General features: G+C 42.1%; 14 protein-coding genes. 6 read left to right on the top strand and 8 right to left on the bottom strand.

Annotated elements, in window-relative coordinates; translation table 11 throughout:
* Positions 1-79: 79 nt before the first annotated feature.
* Genes trpA through A923_RS22320 form a run of 6 tightly spaced genes read right to left on the bottom strand, consistent with a single transcriptional unit; the run spans position 80 to position 6,907 of the window.
* Positions 80-886, bottom strand: coding sequence for a tryptophan synthase subunit alpha (gene trpA / locus A923_RS0117305; RefSeq protein ID WP_017222951.1), 807 nt, complete (start codon positions 884-886; stop codon positions 80-82).
* On the bottom strand, positions 886-2,076 hold the full coding sequence (gene trpB, locus A923_RS0117300; RefSeq protein WP_017222950.1) for a tryptophan synthase subunit beta: 1,191 nt from the start codon (positions 2,074-2,076) through the stop codon (positions 886-888). The genes trpA and trpB overlap by 1 nt, the downstream gene beginning before the upstream one ends.
* Positions 2,077-2,087: 11 nt before the next feature.
* The gene (gene trpCF / locus A923_RS0117295) at positions 2,088-3,500 is read right to left on the bottom strand and encodes a bifunctional indole-3-glycerol-phosphate synthase TrpC/phosphoribosylanthranilate isomerase TrpF (protein WP_017222949.1); all 1,413 of its coding nucleotides are present in this window, start codon (positions 3,498-3,500) and stop codon (positions 2,088-2,090) included.
* Positions 3,501-3,560: 60 nt separating this feature from the next.
* Positions 3,561-4,601, bottom strand: coding sequence for an anthranilate phosphoribosyltransferase (trpD, locus tag A923_RS0117290; protein ID WP_017222948.1), 1,041 nt, complete (start codon positions 4,599-4,601; stop codon positions 3,561-3,563).
* Between the two features lie 4 nt (positions 4,602-4,605).
* Positions 4,606-5,211, bottom strand: a complete 606-nt coding sequence (locus A923_RS0117285) for an aminodeoxychorismate/anthranilate synthase component II (RefSeq protein WP_017222947.1) — start codon at positions 5,209-5,211, stop codon at positions 4,606-4,608.
* A 10-nt stretch (positions 5,212-5,221) separates the two neighbouring features.
* On the bottom strand, positions 5,222-6,907 hold the full coding sequence (locus tag A923_RS22320) for an anthranilate synthase component 1 (RefSeq protein ID WP_017222946.1): 1,686 nt from the start codon (positions 6,905-6,907) through the stop codon (positions 5,222-5,224).
* Between the two features lie 346 nt (positions 6,908-7,253).
* On the opposite strand from A923_RS22320, the gene rnm reads away from it, so the two are divergent.
* The 5 genes from rnm to rluB all read left to right on the top strand — a co-directional run bounded on the left by rnm (position 7,254) and on the right by rluB (position 11,354).
* Positions 7,254-8,135, top strand: a complete 882-nt coding sequence (gene rnm / locus A923_RS0117275) for an RNase RNM (RefSeq protein ID WP_017222945.1) — start codon at positions 7,254-7,256, stop codon at positions 8,133-8,135.
* A gap of 161 nt (positions 8,136-8,296) precedes the next feature.
* Complete coding sequence (locus tag A923_RS0117270; protein ID WP_017222944.1) at positions 8,297-8,917, top strand: L-threonylcarbamoyladenylate synthase; 621 nt, start codon at positions 8,297-8,299, stop codon at positions 8,915-8,917.
* Between the two features lie 3 nt (positions 8,918-8,920).
* Entirely contained in the window at positions 8,921-9,706 is a 786-nt protein-coding gene (locus A923_RS0117265) for a segregation and condensation protein A (protein WP_017222943.1), read from the top strand.
* A 15-nt stretch (positions 9,707-9,721) separates the two neighbouring features.
* Positions 9,722-10,288, top strand: coding sequence for an SMC-Scp complex subunit ScpB (scpB, locus tag A923_RS0117260; protein ID WP_017222942.1), 567 nt, complete (start codon positions 9,722-9,724; stop codon positions 10,286-10,288).
* Between the two features lie 58 nt (positions 10,289-10,346).
* The gene (gene rluB / locus A923_RS0117255; protein ID WP_017222941.1) at positions 10,347-11,354 is read left to right on the top strand and encodes a 23S rRNA pseudouridine(2605) synthase RluB; all 1,008 of its coding nucleotides are present in this window, start codon (positions 10,347-10,349) and stop codon (positions 11,352-11,354) included.
* Positions 11,355-11,458: 104 nt separating this feature from the next.
* Here rluB and A923_RS0117250 read toward each other — a convergent pair whose 3' ends face one another.
* Positions 11,459-13,957, bottom strand: coding sequence for a bifunctional diguanylate cyclase/phosphodiesterase (locus A923_RS0117250; RefSeq protein WP_017222940.1), 2,499 nt, complete (start codon positions 13,955-13,957; stop codon positions 11,459-11,461).
* A 148-nt stretch (positions 13,958-14,105) separates the two neighbouring features.
* A complete protein-coding gene (locus A923_RS0117245) occupies positions 14,106-15,362 on the bottom strand; it encodes a mechanosensitive ion channel family protein (protein ID WP_017222939.1) in 1,257 nt (418 codons plus the stop codon).
* A 297-nt stretch (positions 15,363-15,659) separates the two neighbouring features.
* Between A923_RS0117245 and nhaD the strand changes: the two genes are divergently transcribed.
* On the top strand, positions 15,660-17,096 hold the full coding sequence (nhaD, locus tag A923_RS0117240) for a sodium:proton antiporter NhaD (RefSeq protein WP_017222938.1): 1,437 nt from the start codon (positions 15,660-15,662) through the stop codon (positions 17,094-17,096).
* The last annotated feature ends 139 nt before the right edge of the window (positions 17,097-17,235 follow it).

The raw sequence follows: 17,235 nt of genomic DNA, 5'->3' as shown, positions 1-17,235 counted from the left end.
GCATTAAGGGCTTAATTGGTAAAGCTTTATATGTCGTCAATGGCCAAGCGTTTTAATATAACTTGGCTATTAATCCCGCTTACGCGCGTGTCGCCGCTTTCATTGGCGTCACGAATTCAGCTAATTCTTGCAGCATTTGCGGGTTATCACCTAGGTTTTTCTCAATGATATTGACAATCGCTGAACCGGAAATCGCGCCAGCGGCACCTGCTTCAATGGCTTTTTTAACTTGTTCTGGTGATGAAATACCAAAACCAAGTAGACAAGGCGCGGCATTAAACGATTTCAGTTTGGCCAATAATGGACCTACTGGCATTTCAGCTTTCGTTTCTGCACCCGTTACACCAGCGCGGCTTAGCAGGTAAGTATAACCAGCACCTTGCTCTGCTACTTGTTTCAGTGTCGCGTCATCGGCATTTGGCGGTGCAATATAGATACTTTCTATACCGACTTTATCACCCGCTTCTTTAAACTGCTGGCCGTATTGTACTGGCACGTCAGCAATCAATAATGAATCAACACCGGCAGCAGCCGCTTTAGCCATGAAGTTTGCAGTGCCATTACCGTATACTAGGTTGGCATACAACAATAGACCGATTGGCATTTGTGGATATTTAGCACGGATCTCAGTGAGCATTTCAAAGCAAATATTTGGGTTGATACCAGCATTTAGTGCACGAGATGTCGCTTTTTGAATTGTTGGACCATCAGCAACTGGATCTGAGAAGGGAATTCCCAGTTCTAGCGCGTCAGCACCAGCGGCAACTAATGTGTCGATGATCGCCATTGATTGCTCGCGGTTTGGATCGCCAATCGTGACGAATGGTACGAAAGCACCTTCATTTTTTTCTGCTAGTGCAGCAAAAGCTTGTTGATAACGTCCCATTATAGCGCTCCTTTACCTTCAAGAATATCTGCAACAGTGAAGATATCTTTATCACCACGTCCAGATAAATTAACCACTAAAATTTGTTCTTTATCCATGTCTTTTTCCATCATTTGCAATGCGAATGCTAATGCATGAGATGATTCAAGCGCAGGGATAATACCTTCTTGCGATGATAATAACTGGAATGACGCCAGTGCTTCTTCATCGGTTACAGATGGGTATTCAGCACGACCTGATGTGTATAAATGTGCGTGCTGTGGACCAACAGATGGGAAATCTAAACCAGCTGATACAGAATAAGACTCTTGGATCTGACCGTAAGTATCTTGCATCAATAGTGAGTGCATACCAAAGAAAATACCGTTAGTCCCTTCGGCAATAGGTGCGCCATGTTCGCCACTTGCAATACCTTTACCTGCAGGTTCAACACCGTACAGTTTCACACCTTCTTCTTCGATGAAGTCGTTGAAGATACCAATGGCATTTGAACCACCACCAACACAGGCAATAACAGCATCAGGCAAGCGACCTTCTGCTTTTAAGATCTGCTGTTTGGCTTCTTCACCGATCATTTTTTGGAATTCACGCACAATCGTAGGGAATGGGTGAGGACCAGCGGCAGTACCTAATAGGTAATGTGCATTTTCGTAGTTGGCAGACCAGTCACGCAGCGCTTCATTACAGGCATCTTTTAATGTGCCAGCACCGGAATCAACGCCGATGACTTCTGCGCCCATTAATTTCATGCGAAATACGTTGGGCTTTTGGCGTTCCATGTCCTTCACACCCATATAGATGCGACATTTTAGGCCCAATAAAGCACAAGCAAGCGCCGATGCTGTACCGTGTTGACCAGCGCCAGTTTCGGCAATGACTTCGGTTTTACCCATGCGTTTAGCCAATAGGGCTTGACCTAATACTTGGTTGGTCTTGTGAGCGCCACCGTGGAGTAGATCTTCACGTTTTAGGTAGATTTTAGTTTTTGAACCTTTAGTAATGTTACGGCATAGCGTCAACGGTGTTGGACGACCAGCGTATTCATTCAATAGCGTTTGAAACTCTTTTTCAAATGCAGGATCGTTTTGTGAATCGATAAATGCATCTTCTAATTCATCTAATGCAGGTATTAAGATTTGCGATACGTATTGGCCGCCGAATTCGCCAAAAAAGGCATTAAGTTTTGCCATGATAAGTTCCTTTAATAATGTCTAAGCGCGCTAAATGCCGCAATAATTTTGTTTGTATCTTTAATACCGGGTGCTGATTCTAATCCTGAGTTTAGATCCAGTCCTAAGCAACCTAGTTTTGCTGCGTCTGCTACGTTGTCAGGGGTTAAGCCACCTGCCAGCATGGTTTTACTGCAATCTTCTGGTGTTAGCAGTGACCAATCAAATGCTTGTCCTGTGCCGCCTGATTGTCCTGCTACCTTCGTATCGACTAAATGACGATCAACGTTGGCTGTATCTAGCTCTTTACTTAACTCTTTACTTAATTCTGCTGCTTGTTCGCTAACACCGTGCGCCTGCCAAATTTGAATGTTGTCGTCGAGTAAGACGCGTAACATGGCAATGTAACTGTCGTCTTCGCTGCCATGCAGTTGCACCGCGGCTAAACCTAAATGATTCGCTAGCTGGGCAACAAGGGTAACTTGTTCATCCACAAACACACCCACGTAAGCCAGTGGGGCTGCGGCAATCACGTCTTGCGCTGTTGCTAAGTTTACGCAACGTGGCGATTTTTTTGCAAAGATAAGGCCGCCATAAATAGCACCTTGTTCATAGACTGTTTTTGCATCTTCTGGGCGTGTTAGGCCGCAGACTTTATTGTCACCTAAAATCAAACGACGACAAGCTAAATCAACATTGTCTTGTGACATTAATGAACTGCCGACTAAGAAACCGTTGGCGTAGTTGGCTAAATCACGGACTTGCTGGTTACTATAAATGCCCGATTCTGAAATGATGATGCGATCCGCTGGAATTTGCGGGGCAATAACCTTAGTGCGGTTCAAGTCAATTGACAGATCGCGTAAGTCACGGTTATTAATACCAATTACTTTTGCATCTAAGGCGATTGCACGTACTAATTCTTCTTCGTTGCTGACTTCAGTAAGCACGCCCATATTAAGGTCGTGAGCTACTTTCGCTAAGGCAATATATTCAGCATCATCTAATACTGACAACATCAATAGTGTTGCATCTGCTTGATGTAAACGCGCCAAATAGATCTGGTATTCGTCAATGATGAAGTCTTTACAGATCACTGGCTGTGTCACTATGCTACGTACTTTTGTCACGTACTCAAAGTCACCTTGGAAGTATTTTTCATCGGTTAATACCGAGATTGCTGCGGCATAGTTTTTGTAGACACCAGCAATTAAATCTAAATCAAACTCTGGACGGATTAGCCCTTTCGATGGTGATGCTTTTTTGCATTCCAGAATAAACTTGGTCGGCTTACCTGATAACGCGGCATAGAAATCACGGTCTGTTGGTACTAAGTCAGCAATAAAACTCGCTAATGGTTGGCTGGCTTTACGCGCGGCAACCCAAATCACTTTATCGTCAACAATATTACCGAGAATGGTTTGCTGTAACTCTTGCGTTAACATTTATGCTCACTTCCTTTTATTAAGACCTGTACTCAAAGCTCTACTAAGAACAAGGTAAGATTAGACTTGCTGACTTTTTACGGCCAGTTGATTGATTAAGGCTAAGGCGCTGCCATTATCAATCGCTGCCATGGCTAATTCAGTACCGTGTTTAAAGTCTGTGGCTATCTCGGCAACCACTAATAATGCCGATACGTTGATCGCCACTGCGGCTTTTTGTGCATCTGTACCGTGACCTGATAATAGGCGCTCGATAATAACTTTATTTTCCGCTGCATCACCGCCGCGAAGTGCCGCCACGTCATAACGTGCGACGCCAAAGTCTGCCGGGCTTAAAGTGTACTCGGTGATCATGCCGTTATTCAATTCAGCTACTTTGGTTTCACCGTGTAGCGCGACTTCGTCTAAACCACTACCGTGGACAACTAATGCACGTTGCACACCGAGTTTATCCATGGTTTGGGCGATTGGGAGTATCAGGCATTCATCATACACACCCATCAGCTGTACTTGTGGGCGAGTTGGGTTGAGCAATGGCCCAAGCACATTAAAGATGGTGCGGGTTTTGAGCGCTTGACGCACAGGCATCGCATGGCGAATACCTGCATGGTATTGTGGTGCGAATAAAAAGCAAATACCTAATTCATCAAGGCACGCTTTTGCTTGTTCTGGAGTCTGAGTAAGGTTAATACCAAACGCTTCTAATAGGTCTGACGAGCCTGATTTACTCGATACGCTGCGGTTACCATGTTTAGTCATTTTTAATCCACAAGCAGCAGCGACAAACGCAGCTGTAGTAGATATATTAATGGTATTCATGTTGTCGCCACCGGTGCCACAGCAATCGGCATGTACTTCATCTATCGCAGGGAAAGGCGTTGCGGCCGCTAATAACGCTTGCGCTGCACCGGCAATCTCATCGGGTTGCTCACCGCGTATTTTTAACGCTGTAAGCACTGATGAAAGTACGATTGGATCCATTTCACCTTTTACAACCGCGCTAAATACCGTTTCTGACTCTTCGAGTGTCAGTACTTGGTTTGCATATAATTTTTCTAGAATGTCGGCGATTGTTGGTGCTACTACATTATTATTTTCCATTGGCCTACTCCTTAGGACTTGTTGCTGATGCTGTTGCCCATGCTAGGGTATTCTTTAACAACTCGGCGCCTTCACTGGTTAATATTGATTCTGGATGAAATTGAAAGCCTATCACTTTGTCTTCAGGCTGAATAATGGCCATTGGCATGCCGTTAAACTCGGCATTAACCGTTAAGCTACTTGGCACTTCGGTTGCCACTAATGAGTGATAACGGGCAACGGGTAGTGGCTGGCTTAAACCTGCAAACATTAACTGACCATCATGGTTAATTGATGATGCTTTACCGTGCATGATCTCTTCTGCACGGCCAACTACTCCACCATATTGTTGTACCAGAGCTTGATGCCCTAAGCAAATGCCAATCATTGGATATTGACCACGACATAAGCGGATTAGTTCCAACAAACAACCCGCTTCTGATGGATTACCGGGACCCGGTGAAAGTACCACAATTGGGTCATTTTCACATGCATCAATTTGTTGTTTGATTGCTTCTGCGCTGATGCTGTTACGGTAAATTTTAACGTCATGGCCTAGGCTGCGAAACTGATCGACTAGGTTGTAAGTAAAAGAGTCAAAGTTGTCTAATAAAAATAAAGTGTTGCTCATGTTGCCTCCGTTACTTAGCGTTGCTAGTTATGCTTGAATAGTTTGTGTTTGTGTTTGGGTTGTTTGTAGTCGAGTTAGCTTCTGCTTTCATGCTCTCTGCTTGCATAATCTCTGCCAATGATGAACCTTGCGCTAGTGCCACGGCATTTAATACTGCGGCGGCTTTACTGCGGGTTTCATCGGCTTCAGCTTGTGGGTTGGAATCGTAAACCACACCAGCGCCTGCTTGTACATAGGCTGTGTCATCTTTAACAAATGCTGAACGAATAACAATACAAGTATCCATGGTACCGTCACCAGTAAGGTAACCTACTGCGCCACCATAACTACCACGGCGCTGCTGTTCAACTTGGCGTACTAATTCTGCTGCGCGTATTTTGGGTGCGCCGACTAAGGTACCCATGTTCATGCACGCTTGATAAGCGTGTAGGGCATCAAGATCGTTACGCAGTTTACCTTTTACGCGTGACACTAAATGCATCACGTAGCTGTAACGATCTACGTTTAATAGGTTGGCAACGTAACGTGTACCGGGTTGGCTAATACGGGCCACATCGTTACGCGCTAAATCAACCAGCATAATGTGTTCTGCGGTTTCTTTTTTATCTTGGCGAAGTTCTAATTCAATACGACCATCTAAGTCTGGGCAAATCGAACCGTCAGCGCGGAAACCACGGCGACGTGTGCCAGCAATTGGGTAAATCTCAACGTCATTGCTTTGCGCATCATATTTCAATGCACTTTCTGGTGATGCACCAAATAATACAAAGTCTGAATCGTTCAAATAGAACATGTACGGGCTAGCATTAGTTTGCTTTAGTTTTTCATAAGCTGCTAGTGAATCAGGGCAAGGTAAGTTAAAGCAACGTGATGGCACTACTTGGAAAATATCACCTTTGCGAATGTAGTCTTTTAATCCTTCTACCGTTGCGCAAAACGCACTGTCGCTGATATCGACGTTGAGTGTTAGGTCTGCGGTTTTAATGTCGGTGTTAGCGGCTAATACCGTTGTGCATTCGGTTTGGATGCGGGCTAGTTTTGCTTCCGTTTCGTTCAATGCCGTAGCAAAGTGCTCGCCACCAAATACGCTACCAATTAACTTTGATTGTTGGGTTTGACGATCAATGACAATTAAAGTTTCAGCGACGTAGAACACAAAGTCAGGACAGATATTAGCGCCATCCGGTACTTTAGGTAATTCTTCGACACTAGCAATCATGTCATAGGCAAAACAGCCACCTAAGAATAACGCTTCGTGAAACGGAGTTTCTGGAATGACACGCTGGATAATGGTGCGCAGTGCATCGAACGGTGATGATGACTGTAAGCGAGAATCTTCATCGAGACTGTCGTCTGTCGGCGCAAAGCTTAATGCTAATTGGTTATGACTCAGAGATGTAACGGTATCGGCACCAAATTGAGCTGTAAATTCACCGGCTAAAAATGGCAGTAAATTTTCACCATTTTTAGTTAATGCACTGAATTGAACCGTGCGGCCAAAACAAGAGATTTTAACCGCAGCATCTAGCAAGATTAAACTTTGCAATGCGGCTTTGGTAACGATGTCAGCAGATTCTAATAATAAGCTGTTACCGCTTGGGCGATACATGTGACGGTAGAATGCAAGGGGATCATCAATGTGCGGACAATCTTGCTGAATTGAATGTAATTTACCTGGCGCTAATCGTTGCGTCATAGTACTTTCCTTGCTTTAGAGTGCTAAAATTTCCAATAAAAAAGCCCGTTTCAATGAAACGGGCTTTAATGTTTGTTATTTTTGTAGATTTACATTTACTGCAGATATCACAAAATCACATGCCCGTTTAAAGAGGAATGTGCCACCACCAACTGATTGTTTGGTTTGTAATAATTTGCATTGCTTCTGAGCCATAAAGTTATCTAAGTAGGTTAAACTTATGCGTTTTGGGCCATTACTGTCAATACATTTATTAATATTTGTGTGAAATTGTTAAATAAAACTTATAATGGGACTTTATTGTTTCTTTTTTGACACACTTTATCGCTGGATACGCTCTATTTTTATGATATACGATTTACATTCTCATACTACAGCCTCTGACGGCTCTTTAAGTCCAGCTGAATTGGTACAACGTGCGGTTGAACGTCGTGTTGATGTGTTCGCTATTACCGATCACGATACTACTGATGGCCTACAAGAAGGTCATGACACCATTGCAGCAATGCAATTGCCGTTGACGTTAATCAATGGTGTTGAAGTTTCAACGAACTGGCAAAATCATGAAATTCATGTGGTTGGCTTAAATGTAGAGCTTGCTAACCCAGCATTGCAGGCGTTTTTAGCCGAACAACGTAATAAGCGTGAAGAACGTGCTATTGAAATGGGTAATCGTTTAGCGAAAGCGCGTATTGTTGGTGCCTATGAAGGCGCAAAAGCCTTGGCTGGTGATGCCAGTATAACCCGCAGCCACTTTGCCCAATACTTGGTTGAACAAGGCGTTGAGAATACCTTTCAAAATGTATTCAAACGTTTCTTAGCCAAAGGTAAAACCGGTTATGTGCCACCCAACTGGGCAACAATTGAACAAACGATAGAAATAATTCATCAATCTGGTGGGCAAGCTGTACTGGCTCATCCGCTGCAGTATAAACTGTCAACTAAGTGGTTTAAAAGATTACTCGCTGCCTTTGAAGAAGCGGGTGGTGATGCCATGGAGGTTGGGCAGCCGCAACAAGGTATTACTGAACGTACCCAGCTCGCGACTTATGCTCGTGATTATAATTTATCTGGGTCTGTTGGTTCTGATTTTCATCGACCAAGTAGCTGGACTGAATTAGGTCGAAATTTATATATCCCTAAAGATTGTACGCCTGTGTGGTCGTCTTGGCCTGAAATAGAGGTGCAATCAGTCTCTGCTGCTGAGCAAAGTGCTGTAGTGGAGTAAGGGGCTATATTAAGGCCATTAATTAAGACCATTAATTAAGACAACTGGTTAAGCAAATTGATTAAGTAAATTGCTCAAAGCGTAACTAAGCTGAGTTGAATGGCTGCATAGCCGTTAAGCAGCGTGAGCTACGGTCATTCAACAGTTAAGGAATCATTATTATGAGTCAATTTTTTTACGTGCATCCTGATAACCCGCAAGCGCGTTTAATCAGTCAGGCCGTTACTATATTACGTGATGGTGGCGTGATCATCTATCCGACAGATTCTGGCTATGCGCTAGGTTGTCATACCGGGGACAAAAACGCGTTAGAACGTATTTGTAAAATTCGTAAGTTAGATAAAGACCATAACTTTACGTTATTGTGTCGTGATTTATCGGAACTGTCGTCGTATGCACGTGTTGAAAATAGTGCTTACCGCGCGCTTAAAAACAATACCCCGGGTCCGTTTACCTTTATTTTTAAAGGCACTAAAGAAGTGCCGCGTCGTTTAATGAATCCGAAGCGTAAAACCATCGGTATTCGAGTGCCAGACAATGCCATCGCTTTAGCTATATTAGAAGCGTTGGGTGAGCCGATGATGTCAACATCGTTAATCTTACCGGGTAATGAAGGCACTGAATTTGATCCTGAGGCGATCCGCGATCAACTTGAAAACCAAGTAGACCTGATCATTAATGGTGGTTATTTAGGTGAGCAAGCGACCACGGTTATTGATTATTCTGAAGGTAATGCAGTGCTGCTGCGTCAAGGTGCTGGTGATGCATCTGCTTTTGTGTAACCAGTGGTAGAATCTAGCACTGCGATTGCCAAGGTTAATGGCGAGTTATTACGTAAAGTACCAAAGGATTTGTTTATTCCGCCAGATGCGCTGAGTGTATTCTTAGACGCATTTGAAGGCCCATTAGATTTATTGCTGTATTTAATTAAAAAGCAAAAACTCGATATTTTGCAGTTACCAATGCAAAAAATCACTGCGCAATACATGGAATACGTGGATCTGATGACCACGTTGAAAATTGAATTAGCCGGTGAGTATTTAGTGATGGCCGCATTACTGGCAGAAATTAAATCGCGTTTACTGCTACCTAAATTAGTGATGGCAGAAGAAGAACTTGATGATCCACGTTTAGTGCTGATCCGACAGTTACAAGAATACGAAATATTTAAGAATGCGGCAGAAGATTTGGACAAGCAACCCCGGATCCAACGGGATATTTTTGTTGCTAACGCAGAACTGCCAGAAAATATTATCACTACACCGTTATTAGCTGAAGTATCTCTGCGAGACTTGGCGTATAATCTGCAAAAATTACTCAAGAAGGCAGAACACTTCGAGCATCATCAGATCCAACGTGAAATATTAACCACGCGTGAAAAGATGACTCATATACTGGCATTACTGCAAGATGGTAAAGTGCGAACTTTCCATCAAGTTATCGATCCCGCTGAAGGACGACGCGGTATTGTGGTGAGTTTTCTCGCCATTCTTGAGTTACTGAAAGAGTCTTTAATTAGCCTTATCCAGAATAATCCTTTGGGTGAGATATACTTAAGCTTAGCCGAATAAGTATGAGACCTGAGTGTGAATACAACACCTTATAAACAGATTATCGAAGCGGCTATTTTTGTTGCTAAGAAACCGTTATCATTAGCGGCTTTATGCCGTGACGTGCTTGCCGATGAAGGTTTAACTCGTCAGCAAGTTAGCGCTTACATTGCCGAGATAACCACAGATTATCAAGGTAAAGGTGTCGAGCTGGTGGAAGTTGCCAGTGGTTATCGCTTTCAAGCGCGTTCGCATTTATCGCCTTGGTTGCAGCGGATGTTGCAAGATAAACCAGCAAAATACTCGCGCGCGACATTAGAAACATTAGCACTGATTGCCTATCGTCAACCCGTTAGTCGGGGAGATATTGAGGCAGTTCGTGGGGTTGCAGTAAGCAGCCAAACGATCCACACCCTTGAAGAACGGGAATGGATCAAAGTGATTGGCCGTAAGGAAGTACCGGGACGACCGGCTTTGTATGCGACAACCACACAATTTTTAGATTACTTTGGTATTAAAAGTATTCAAGAATTACCCCCATTGGATGAAGCTTTACTGGCTAAATTAGCCGCCATGGATGATGAAATTGTATTGGATATCTAATGATATCAATAATTTATAATAACGATGAGAAATCGTAACTTAATATTTAGGAAAACTGATGAGTGAAAAACTACAGAAAGTACTAGCACGTGCTGGTTTAGGTTCCCGTCGTGAGATGGAAGCTGTGATCACTGAAGGCCGTGTCAGCGTTAATGGTGACATTGTGACTTTGGGTAGCCGTGTTGAAGAGACAGATCAAATACGTTTTGATGGTCATCCGGTTAAAGTTATCACAGTAGAAGAAGACGTATGTCGTATTCTTGCATACCATAAACCTGAAGGTGAGTTATGTACGCGTAAAGATCCAGAAGGTCGTAAGACTGTATTTGATCGTCTACCACCATTAAAAAGCGGCCGTTGGATCGCAATTGGTCGTCTAGATATCAATACTTCTGGTCTATTATTATTTACGACAGATGGTGAGCTAGCAAACCGTCTAATGCACCCAAGCCACGAAGTAGAGCGTGAATACTCTTGTCGTATCTTTGGTGAAGTAACACCTAAAATCATTCAAAACCTACGTATGGGTGTTGAATTGGAAGATGGCCCTGCTAAATTCCAAAAAATTAAAGGTGTTGCTGAAGGTACTGGCGGCGAAGGTCTTAACCAATGGTACAACGTATTATTGAGTGAAGGTCGTAACCGTGAAGTACGTCGCTTATGGGAATCTCAAGGTATTCAGGTAAGTCGTCTTATCCGTATCCGTTATGGTTCTTTAGTATTGGATCGTCGTTTACCTCGTGGCGGTTGGTCAGAGCTAGCGCTTGATGAGATTAACTACTTACGCGCTATCGTTTCATTACCACCTGAAACAACAGCACGTAACCTAGATCGTAAAGAAACACGTATTCGTCAAGGCCGTATCCGTCGTTCATTGAAAAACAATGAAGCACGTCAAAAGCCGAAGAAAGACGGTCGATTGGGTAAAGAAGTTGAAGAAACTAATGAACCTCGCGGTAAAGGCCAAGGCCGTACTAAGCCTGCTGGTTCTGGTATACCGCTACACGGTAAGAAAGTACCTTCTAAACCAAGATTTGGTAAAGCGAAGACACGTACTCGTCTTTAAGCACACGCTCTAATGGTCATTCTTTAATTACCAGCGTATAGAAGTTATTGTTAACGCGTTATCCTGCTGCTAATCAGCATCGGGGTAGCGCGTTTTTTTATGCCTCATGCTTTATGCGTCGCGTGATGATGTTGATAATTTTCTGTAAGAGCAGCCAGTGAAAGTGGTCGGTCAAAATAATAGCCTTGAACCAAATCACAGCGATAATGACGAAGACGAGCATATTGTTCTTCAGTTTCTACCCCTTCGGCAATCACGATTACATCACAAAGCTCTCCAAGCGCAATAATGGTTTTGACTAAGGACTCACTTTGATCATTCGTCAGAAATTTATCGATAAATGAGCGATCAATTTTAATTTCACTGATCGGCAGATTACTCAAGTAGCTTAAAGAAGAATATCCGGTACCAAAGTCATCCAGCGATAATTTAAAGCCGTTGTCCCTGACCGATTGTAGAATGGGCTGTACTGTCGCTAAATCATTAATCAGCACGTTTTCAGTAATTTCTAAGGTCACAAGATGGTTATCCACGGCTATGTCAGTGGTTATCTTAATTAGATTACTGACAAAATGGGGTTCCATTAATTGCTTGGGTGAAATATTAATTGATAGCTGCAGCTGAATGTCACTGTCGCGATTAAACAGTAAGATATCAGTTAAAGATTTTTCAATCACAAAACGACCGATTTCGTTGATCATTCCTACATCTTCAGCCACTTTAATAAATTCTACTGGCGAGATATGTCCCAACTTAGGGTTATACCAGCGCGCCAAGGCCTCGACCCCGTAGATCTGACCTGTGCTGACATCAATTTGCGGCTGATAAAGCACGTCTAACTCATTATTTTCTATCGCTAAATGTAATTCAGATTCGAGCAGTAGATCGTGTTGCACTTGGGTATTGATAGTGTCATTGAAGAATAGATAATTGCCTTTACGTTGTGCTTTTGATTTATACAGGACAATGTCAGCCTTACTAATCAACTGCTCGCTAGCGTCACCATCATCTGGATACATTGCCACACCGATACTGCAACTTGAATAAATTGATTTACCATTTATGATAAAGCTTTGTTTAAAGATCGCACATATGCTTTGAACTTTTCTTTCTGCAGCGGCTAAATCGTCTAACTCAGGGAAACAAAAGACAAATTCATCACCACCAAAACGGGCGACATTATCACCAGGAGATAATAGCTGATTAAATACAGTGCCAAGTGTCGTTAGCAATTCATCACCAACAGAATGGCCATACAGGTCATTTATTTTTTTAAAATCATCGAGGTCGACAAACATGATTGCTAATTTTTTATTACTCATCTTAGATAGGGCAATGCCTTTGGCTATTTGCATATCGAGTAATGTGCGATTTGGTAATGCCGTTAACGTATCGTGTAATGCTTGATATTGTAGTTGTTCTTTTACTTTATTCAGCGTTGAAAAATCAGCGCTAATTTGGCGTTCATACAAGGCAAAACGACGACTTAAATAATTAGCTAGAATAAATGATAAGGCCACAAAAAATAACGTGGTGAATAAACTTAACCATAAAATGTTGGCGAACTCATTCTTATGCTGTTGCTCAATGGCCTGCTCACGAGTAGTGAGGTAATCTTCGATTTCGCTAATATATACCCCAGATCCAATTGCCCACTGCCAATCAGGGAAGCCCATGATATAGCTTATTTTATCCGCTGATCTAGCGGTGGTTGGTATCACGGGCCCAACATAGTGCAGGTAATCTTCACCTTGTTTGGCAACGTCAATAATTTGCTGAACAGTTGCTATACCTTGTTGGTTCAGCACGTTAAACCGATTTGTTCCCTCAAAGTCTTTTTGATAATGGGATAAATAATTGCCCTGATAATCAATCACGAAAATATAGCCATTATTACCATAACGGATATTGGAAATACGCTGTAATAGACGTTGTTTAATGTCATTTTCGACATCGATAACATATTCACCTGTGCCTATAAACCAATCGTAAGGTGCAAATCGTTTACCAAAACCAATTTTTTCAAATTCTTTATTGTTATTCTCGGGTTTAACAAACCACCACCGGTAAAAACTTTCATCGTGAGTTTTAATTAATTTCCCCATATCACGAGCAATGTAATTACCTCTTCCATCTTGGTAGTCCCATTTTGAAGTACCCTCAAATGCAGGTACGGTCGGGTGCATAACACTCAAACCATTGGTTTTATAAATGAAATAATAACCACGGCCTTGGTTAAAGCGAATACTTCTTAAGGCGTCAGTAATTAACTTGGTGACTTGCGCTTCAGATTTATCCTTGTTTGCTTCATAAATCGTAGTAGCGATGCGATGAGCCTGATAAACACGTGATTTAATGGATTCTTTTAATAACGCTTCGGTATTACTTTTTTCGTAGGTAACTTGCTGAAAAATTTGTTTAACTTGATATTTAACTAACTCTTTTTCTTTTTTTATAAAATCTTGACGCAGTGTTTTTATATCGTTTTTGAGCGTGCTTTGATTATTGCTAATAACAATAATGTTAACCAAAATAGCAAAGATAATGACAATGATAGGGGGAATTACTTTTATCAACCGCAGTATTTTAAGGTCATGAGTCATTTTTATTAAATAGCTTACGGTTGATTATCAGAACCTAGCAATATAATAAAAACAGCTAAGAAAAGAAAGGCTTCTACGGTAATAAAACCATAAACCCGTTCTTGTTTGACCAGAACAGGTCTATACGTATACATTCGAGTTAGGCTGGTTAGTTACGCTGTAATCCTTGAATATCATTGCCACTCGGCTGTTGAAAAGCCTGCAACCCAAACGCAGGTAATACTGAGAAAATATGATCAAATATATCTGCTTGTATGTCTTCATAAAAAGCCCAACGGATGTCATTGGTAAAGATATAGATCTCGATAGGCATACCTTGCGTCGTGGGCGCCAACTGCCTTACCAATAATGTCATGTCTTTACGTACTTGTGGGTGTTGTTGTAAATATGCCAACAAATAAACCCTAAAGGTGCCGACATTGGTTAAACCTCGGCTATTTACTGCATGTTCATCGTCACTAAAAGGCAGATTAAAGGTATTAATATCAAAACTTTTATCGGTGAGATAGTTTTTTAATAAATGTACATGGCTAAGACGCTCAGTATCTTCTTTGCTTAAAAAGCCAATACTTTGTATATCGATAAACACACTACGTTTGATCCGGCGACCACCAGACTCGGTCATGCCGCGCCAATTCTTAAAGGCGTCAGACACCAAGGCATAAGCGGGTAGCATGGTAATTGTTTTATCAAAGTTACGTACTTTTACTGTGGTGAGAGATACTTCTTCTACGGTTCCATCGGCCCCGTATTTATCCATTTGTATCCAATCGCCTCTGGTCACCATTTGATTCGTGGCTAACTGGATACCAGCGACAAAACCTAAAATGGTATCCTTGAATATCAGCATGATGAAACCTGTCGCCACACCTAATCCACTCAAGAAGTAGATTGGTGAACGGTCAGATAAAATGGATACGGTGATAATGGCTGCCACGCAGAATAAAAACAATTTAAGTAACTGATTGAAACTGGTGATAGGCAATCTGTGAGTAGCAGTATGTTCATCGGCAATTTGGGCTATGGCATTAAGCACCGCATAAATACCGCGTATCAATAAAATCACTAATAGCGCACTGAGAATACGGCCAAAGACTTCGGTGATAAAGGATGAGAGCACCGTAAATAATGGCAGTAATAAATCGATCACCAATAGCGGTACTAATAACGCAAATTTTTCTAATACACCATGAGCAACGAATGTGTCATCCCAAGTCACTTTCGAGCGCACAGACATTATTTTTAAGGCTTTGACGACGACACGTTTGACTATCCAATAACTGACAGCCGCTAAAGTCAGGCAAAGTGCGATTAATATTAAATTATAAACATTTGAATCTGCGTTATTTAATGTGTCGCTATCGGCGAGGAATTGGGAAACGATTAATCTTAATTCTTGATTCAATGTGGGGTTCCTTGCTCATGCATTATGGCAGTCAATGTTAATTATCCATGTGAGTAACGGTCGATGTTAGGTAATTGCGGAGCGTTGAGCAAGTGCTTATCTTATTCTTGTTGCTAATCACTGTGGCATAAAAGAGCATTTAAATGTATTTATCGTGAACAATTAATTAAAAGCGAATTGATAAAGCACATTTAAATAGCTATTACTTCATTAAACAGCATTTTTCCAATAGCGAAAAACAATTATATAACATATATTGAACAAGTTTTTATCATTTTGAGAGGGAAGGCACATAACATGGCAATGAAGCTTATTTTAATTATCTTGTTTGGATTAGCACCGGCAACGTTTGCGTTTGCGTCAGGTGGTGGAGAAATCATTGATCTCACCACATCCAGAATAGGCTATTTTGCTATCATCATCTTTACCTGCGCATACTTGTTGGTAATGGCGGAAGAGCATTTACATTTACGAAAATCAAAACCTGTACTGGTGGCAGCTGGTGTTATCTGGACCCTTATCGGTTGGCATTATGCTAACTTAGGTATGTCAGACGTTGCTGAGGCCGCGTTTAGGCATAACCTGTTAGAGTATGCAGAGCTATTACTGTTCTTGCTGGTAGCGATGACTTACATCAATGCGATGGAAGAGCGTCAGTTATTTGATGCATTGCGCAGTTGGATGTTAAGCAAAGGGTTGGATTTAAGAGGACTGTTTTGGTTAACGGGTATTTTGGCATTCTTTATTTCGCCGATTGCCGATAACTTAACAACGGCACTGCTTATGTGTGCTGTGGTATTAAAAGTAGCGGGGGAAGATAAGAAATTTATTAACCTGGCGTGTATTAATATTGTTGTTGCCGCGAATGCCGGTGGTGCGTTTAGCCCATTTGGTGATATTACAACGTTAATGGTATGGCAAAAAGGCATGGTTGCATTTAACGAATTTGCCGCGCTATTCCTACCATCTGTGATTAACTTTGTTGTACCAGCGACTATCATGACGTTCTTCATTCCTAAAAATGCCAAGTTATCCGGCGTTCAAGAAGTTGTGCATACCAAGCGTGGTGCCAAACGTATTGTGTTGTTATTCCTACTGACTGTGGCATCAGCGGTTGCTGCGCACAGTGTTCTGCACATGCCGCCAGTTCTGGGTATGATGACAGGTCTGGGTTATCTACAATTCTTCGGTTACTTCCTGCGTAAAACATTACCCATTTCGTTAGAACGTAAACGTGCTAAAGCAGAACTTGCTCAGGACGAGAAAGCGTTAGAACAGCTTGGTAGCGTCGTGCCGTTTGATGTATTTCACAAAGTGGCGAAAGCCGAGTGGGATACGCTGTTATTCTTCTACGGTGTGATCATGTGTGTGGGTGGTTTAGGCTTTATGGGTTACCTCAGTCTGGCATCTGGCATCATGTACGGCTCGTGGGATACGACGGTTGCTAACGTGGTCGTGGGTCTGTTGTCTGCAGTTGTAGATAATATTCCGGTGATGTTTGCGGTATTAAGCATGCAACCTGATATGTCATTAGGCCAATGGTTATTAGTGACGTTAACAGCCGGCGTGGGCGGTAGTTTACTGTCTATCGGTTCTGCAGCTGGTGTGGCGCTAATGGGTCAAGCGCGTGGTCTGTATACGTTTGCAGGTCACTTACGTTGGGCACCAGTGATTGCACTGGGTTACATCGCGTCTATTCTATGTCATCTATGGTTGAATGAAGCCTTGTTTTAACGGGTAATTACTTGTGACTAAGCAGCTTAATTAGCGTTATCGAAGCTGTGTGTACTGGAATAAATAAACAGAACTAACTTACATATAATGTGGGTTAGTTCTGTTTTTATTATTTAGACTGTATTAACTGTATTAACTG

Source organism: Moritella dasanensis ArB 0140, from assembly GCF_000276805.1.
GTDB classification, from domain to species: Bacteria; Pseudomonadota; Gammaproteobacteria; order Enterobacterales; family Moritellaceae; genus Moritella; species Moritella dasanensis.
The sequence above is the reverse complement of the archived record's forward strand: the minus strand, read 5'-3'. Positions and strand labels throughout refer to the sequence as shown.

Excerpts from the sequence above, each read along its gene's own strand:
- trpA (WP_017222951.1), bottom strand. The coding sequence starts at position 886 with ATGGGACGTTATCAACAAGCTTTTGCTGCACTAGCAGAAAAAAATGAA.
- trpB (WP_017222950.1), bottom strand. The coding sequence starts at position 2,076 with ATGGCAAAACTTAATGCCTTTTTTGGCGAATTCGGCGGCCAATACGTA.
- trpCF (WP_017222949.1), bottom strand. The coding sequence starts at position 3,500 with ATGTTAACGCAAGAGTTACAGCAAACCATTCTCGGTAATATTGTTGAC.
- trpD (WP_017222948.1), bottom strand. The coding sequence starts at position 4,601 with ATGGAAAATAATAATGTAGTAGCACCAACAATCGCCGACATTCTAGAA.
- A923_RS0117285 (WP_017222947.1), bottom strand. The coding sequence starts at position 5,211 with ATGAGCAACACTTTATTTTTATTAGACAACTTTGACTCTTTTACTTAC.
- A923_RS22320 (WP_017222946.1), bottom strand. The coding sequence starts at position 6,907 with ATGACGCAACGATTAGCGCCAGGTAAATTACATTCAATTCAGCAAGAT.
- rnm (WP_017222945.1), top strand. The coding sequence starts at position 7,254 with ATGATATACGATTTACATTCTCATACTACAGCCTCTGACGGCTCTTTA.
- A923_RS0117270 (WP_017222944.1), top strand. The coding sequence starts at position 8,297 with ATGAGTCAATTTTTTTACGTGCATCCTGATAACCCGCAAGCGCGTTTA.
- rluB (WP_017222941.1), top strand. The coding sequence starts at position 10,347 with ATGAGTGAAAAACTACAGAAAGTACTAGCACGTGCTGGTTTAGGTTCC.
- A923_RS0117250 (WP_017222940.1), bottom strand. The coding sequence starts at position 13,957 with ATGACTCATGACCTTAAAATACTGCGGTTGATAAAAGTAATTCCCCCT.
- nhaD (WP_017222938.1), top strand. The coding sequence starts at position 15,660 with ATGGCAATGAAGCTTATTTTAATTATCTTGTTTGGATTAGCACCGGCA.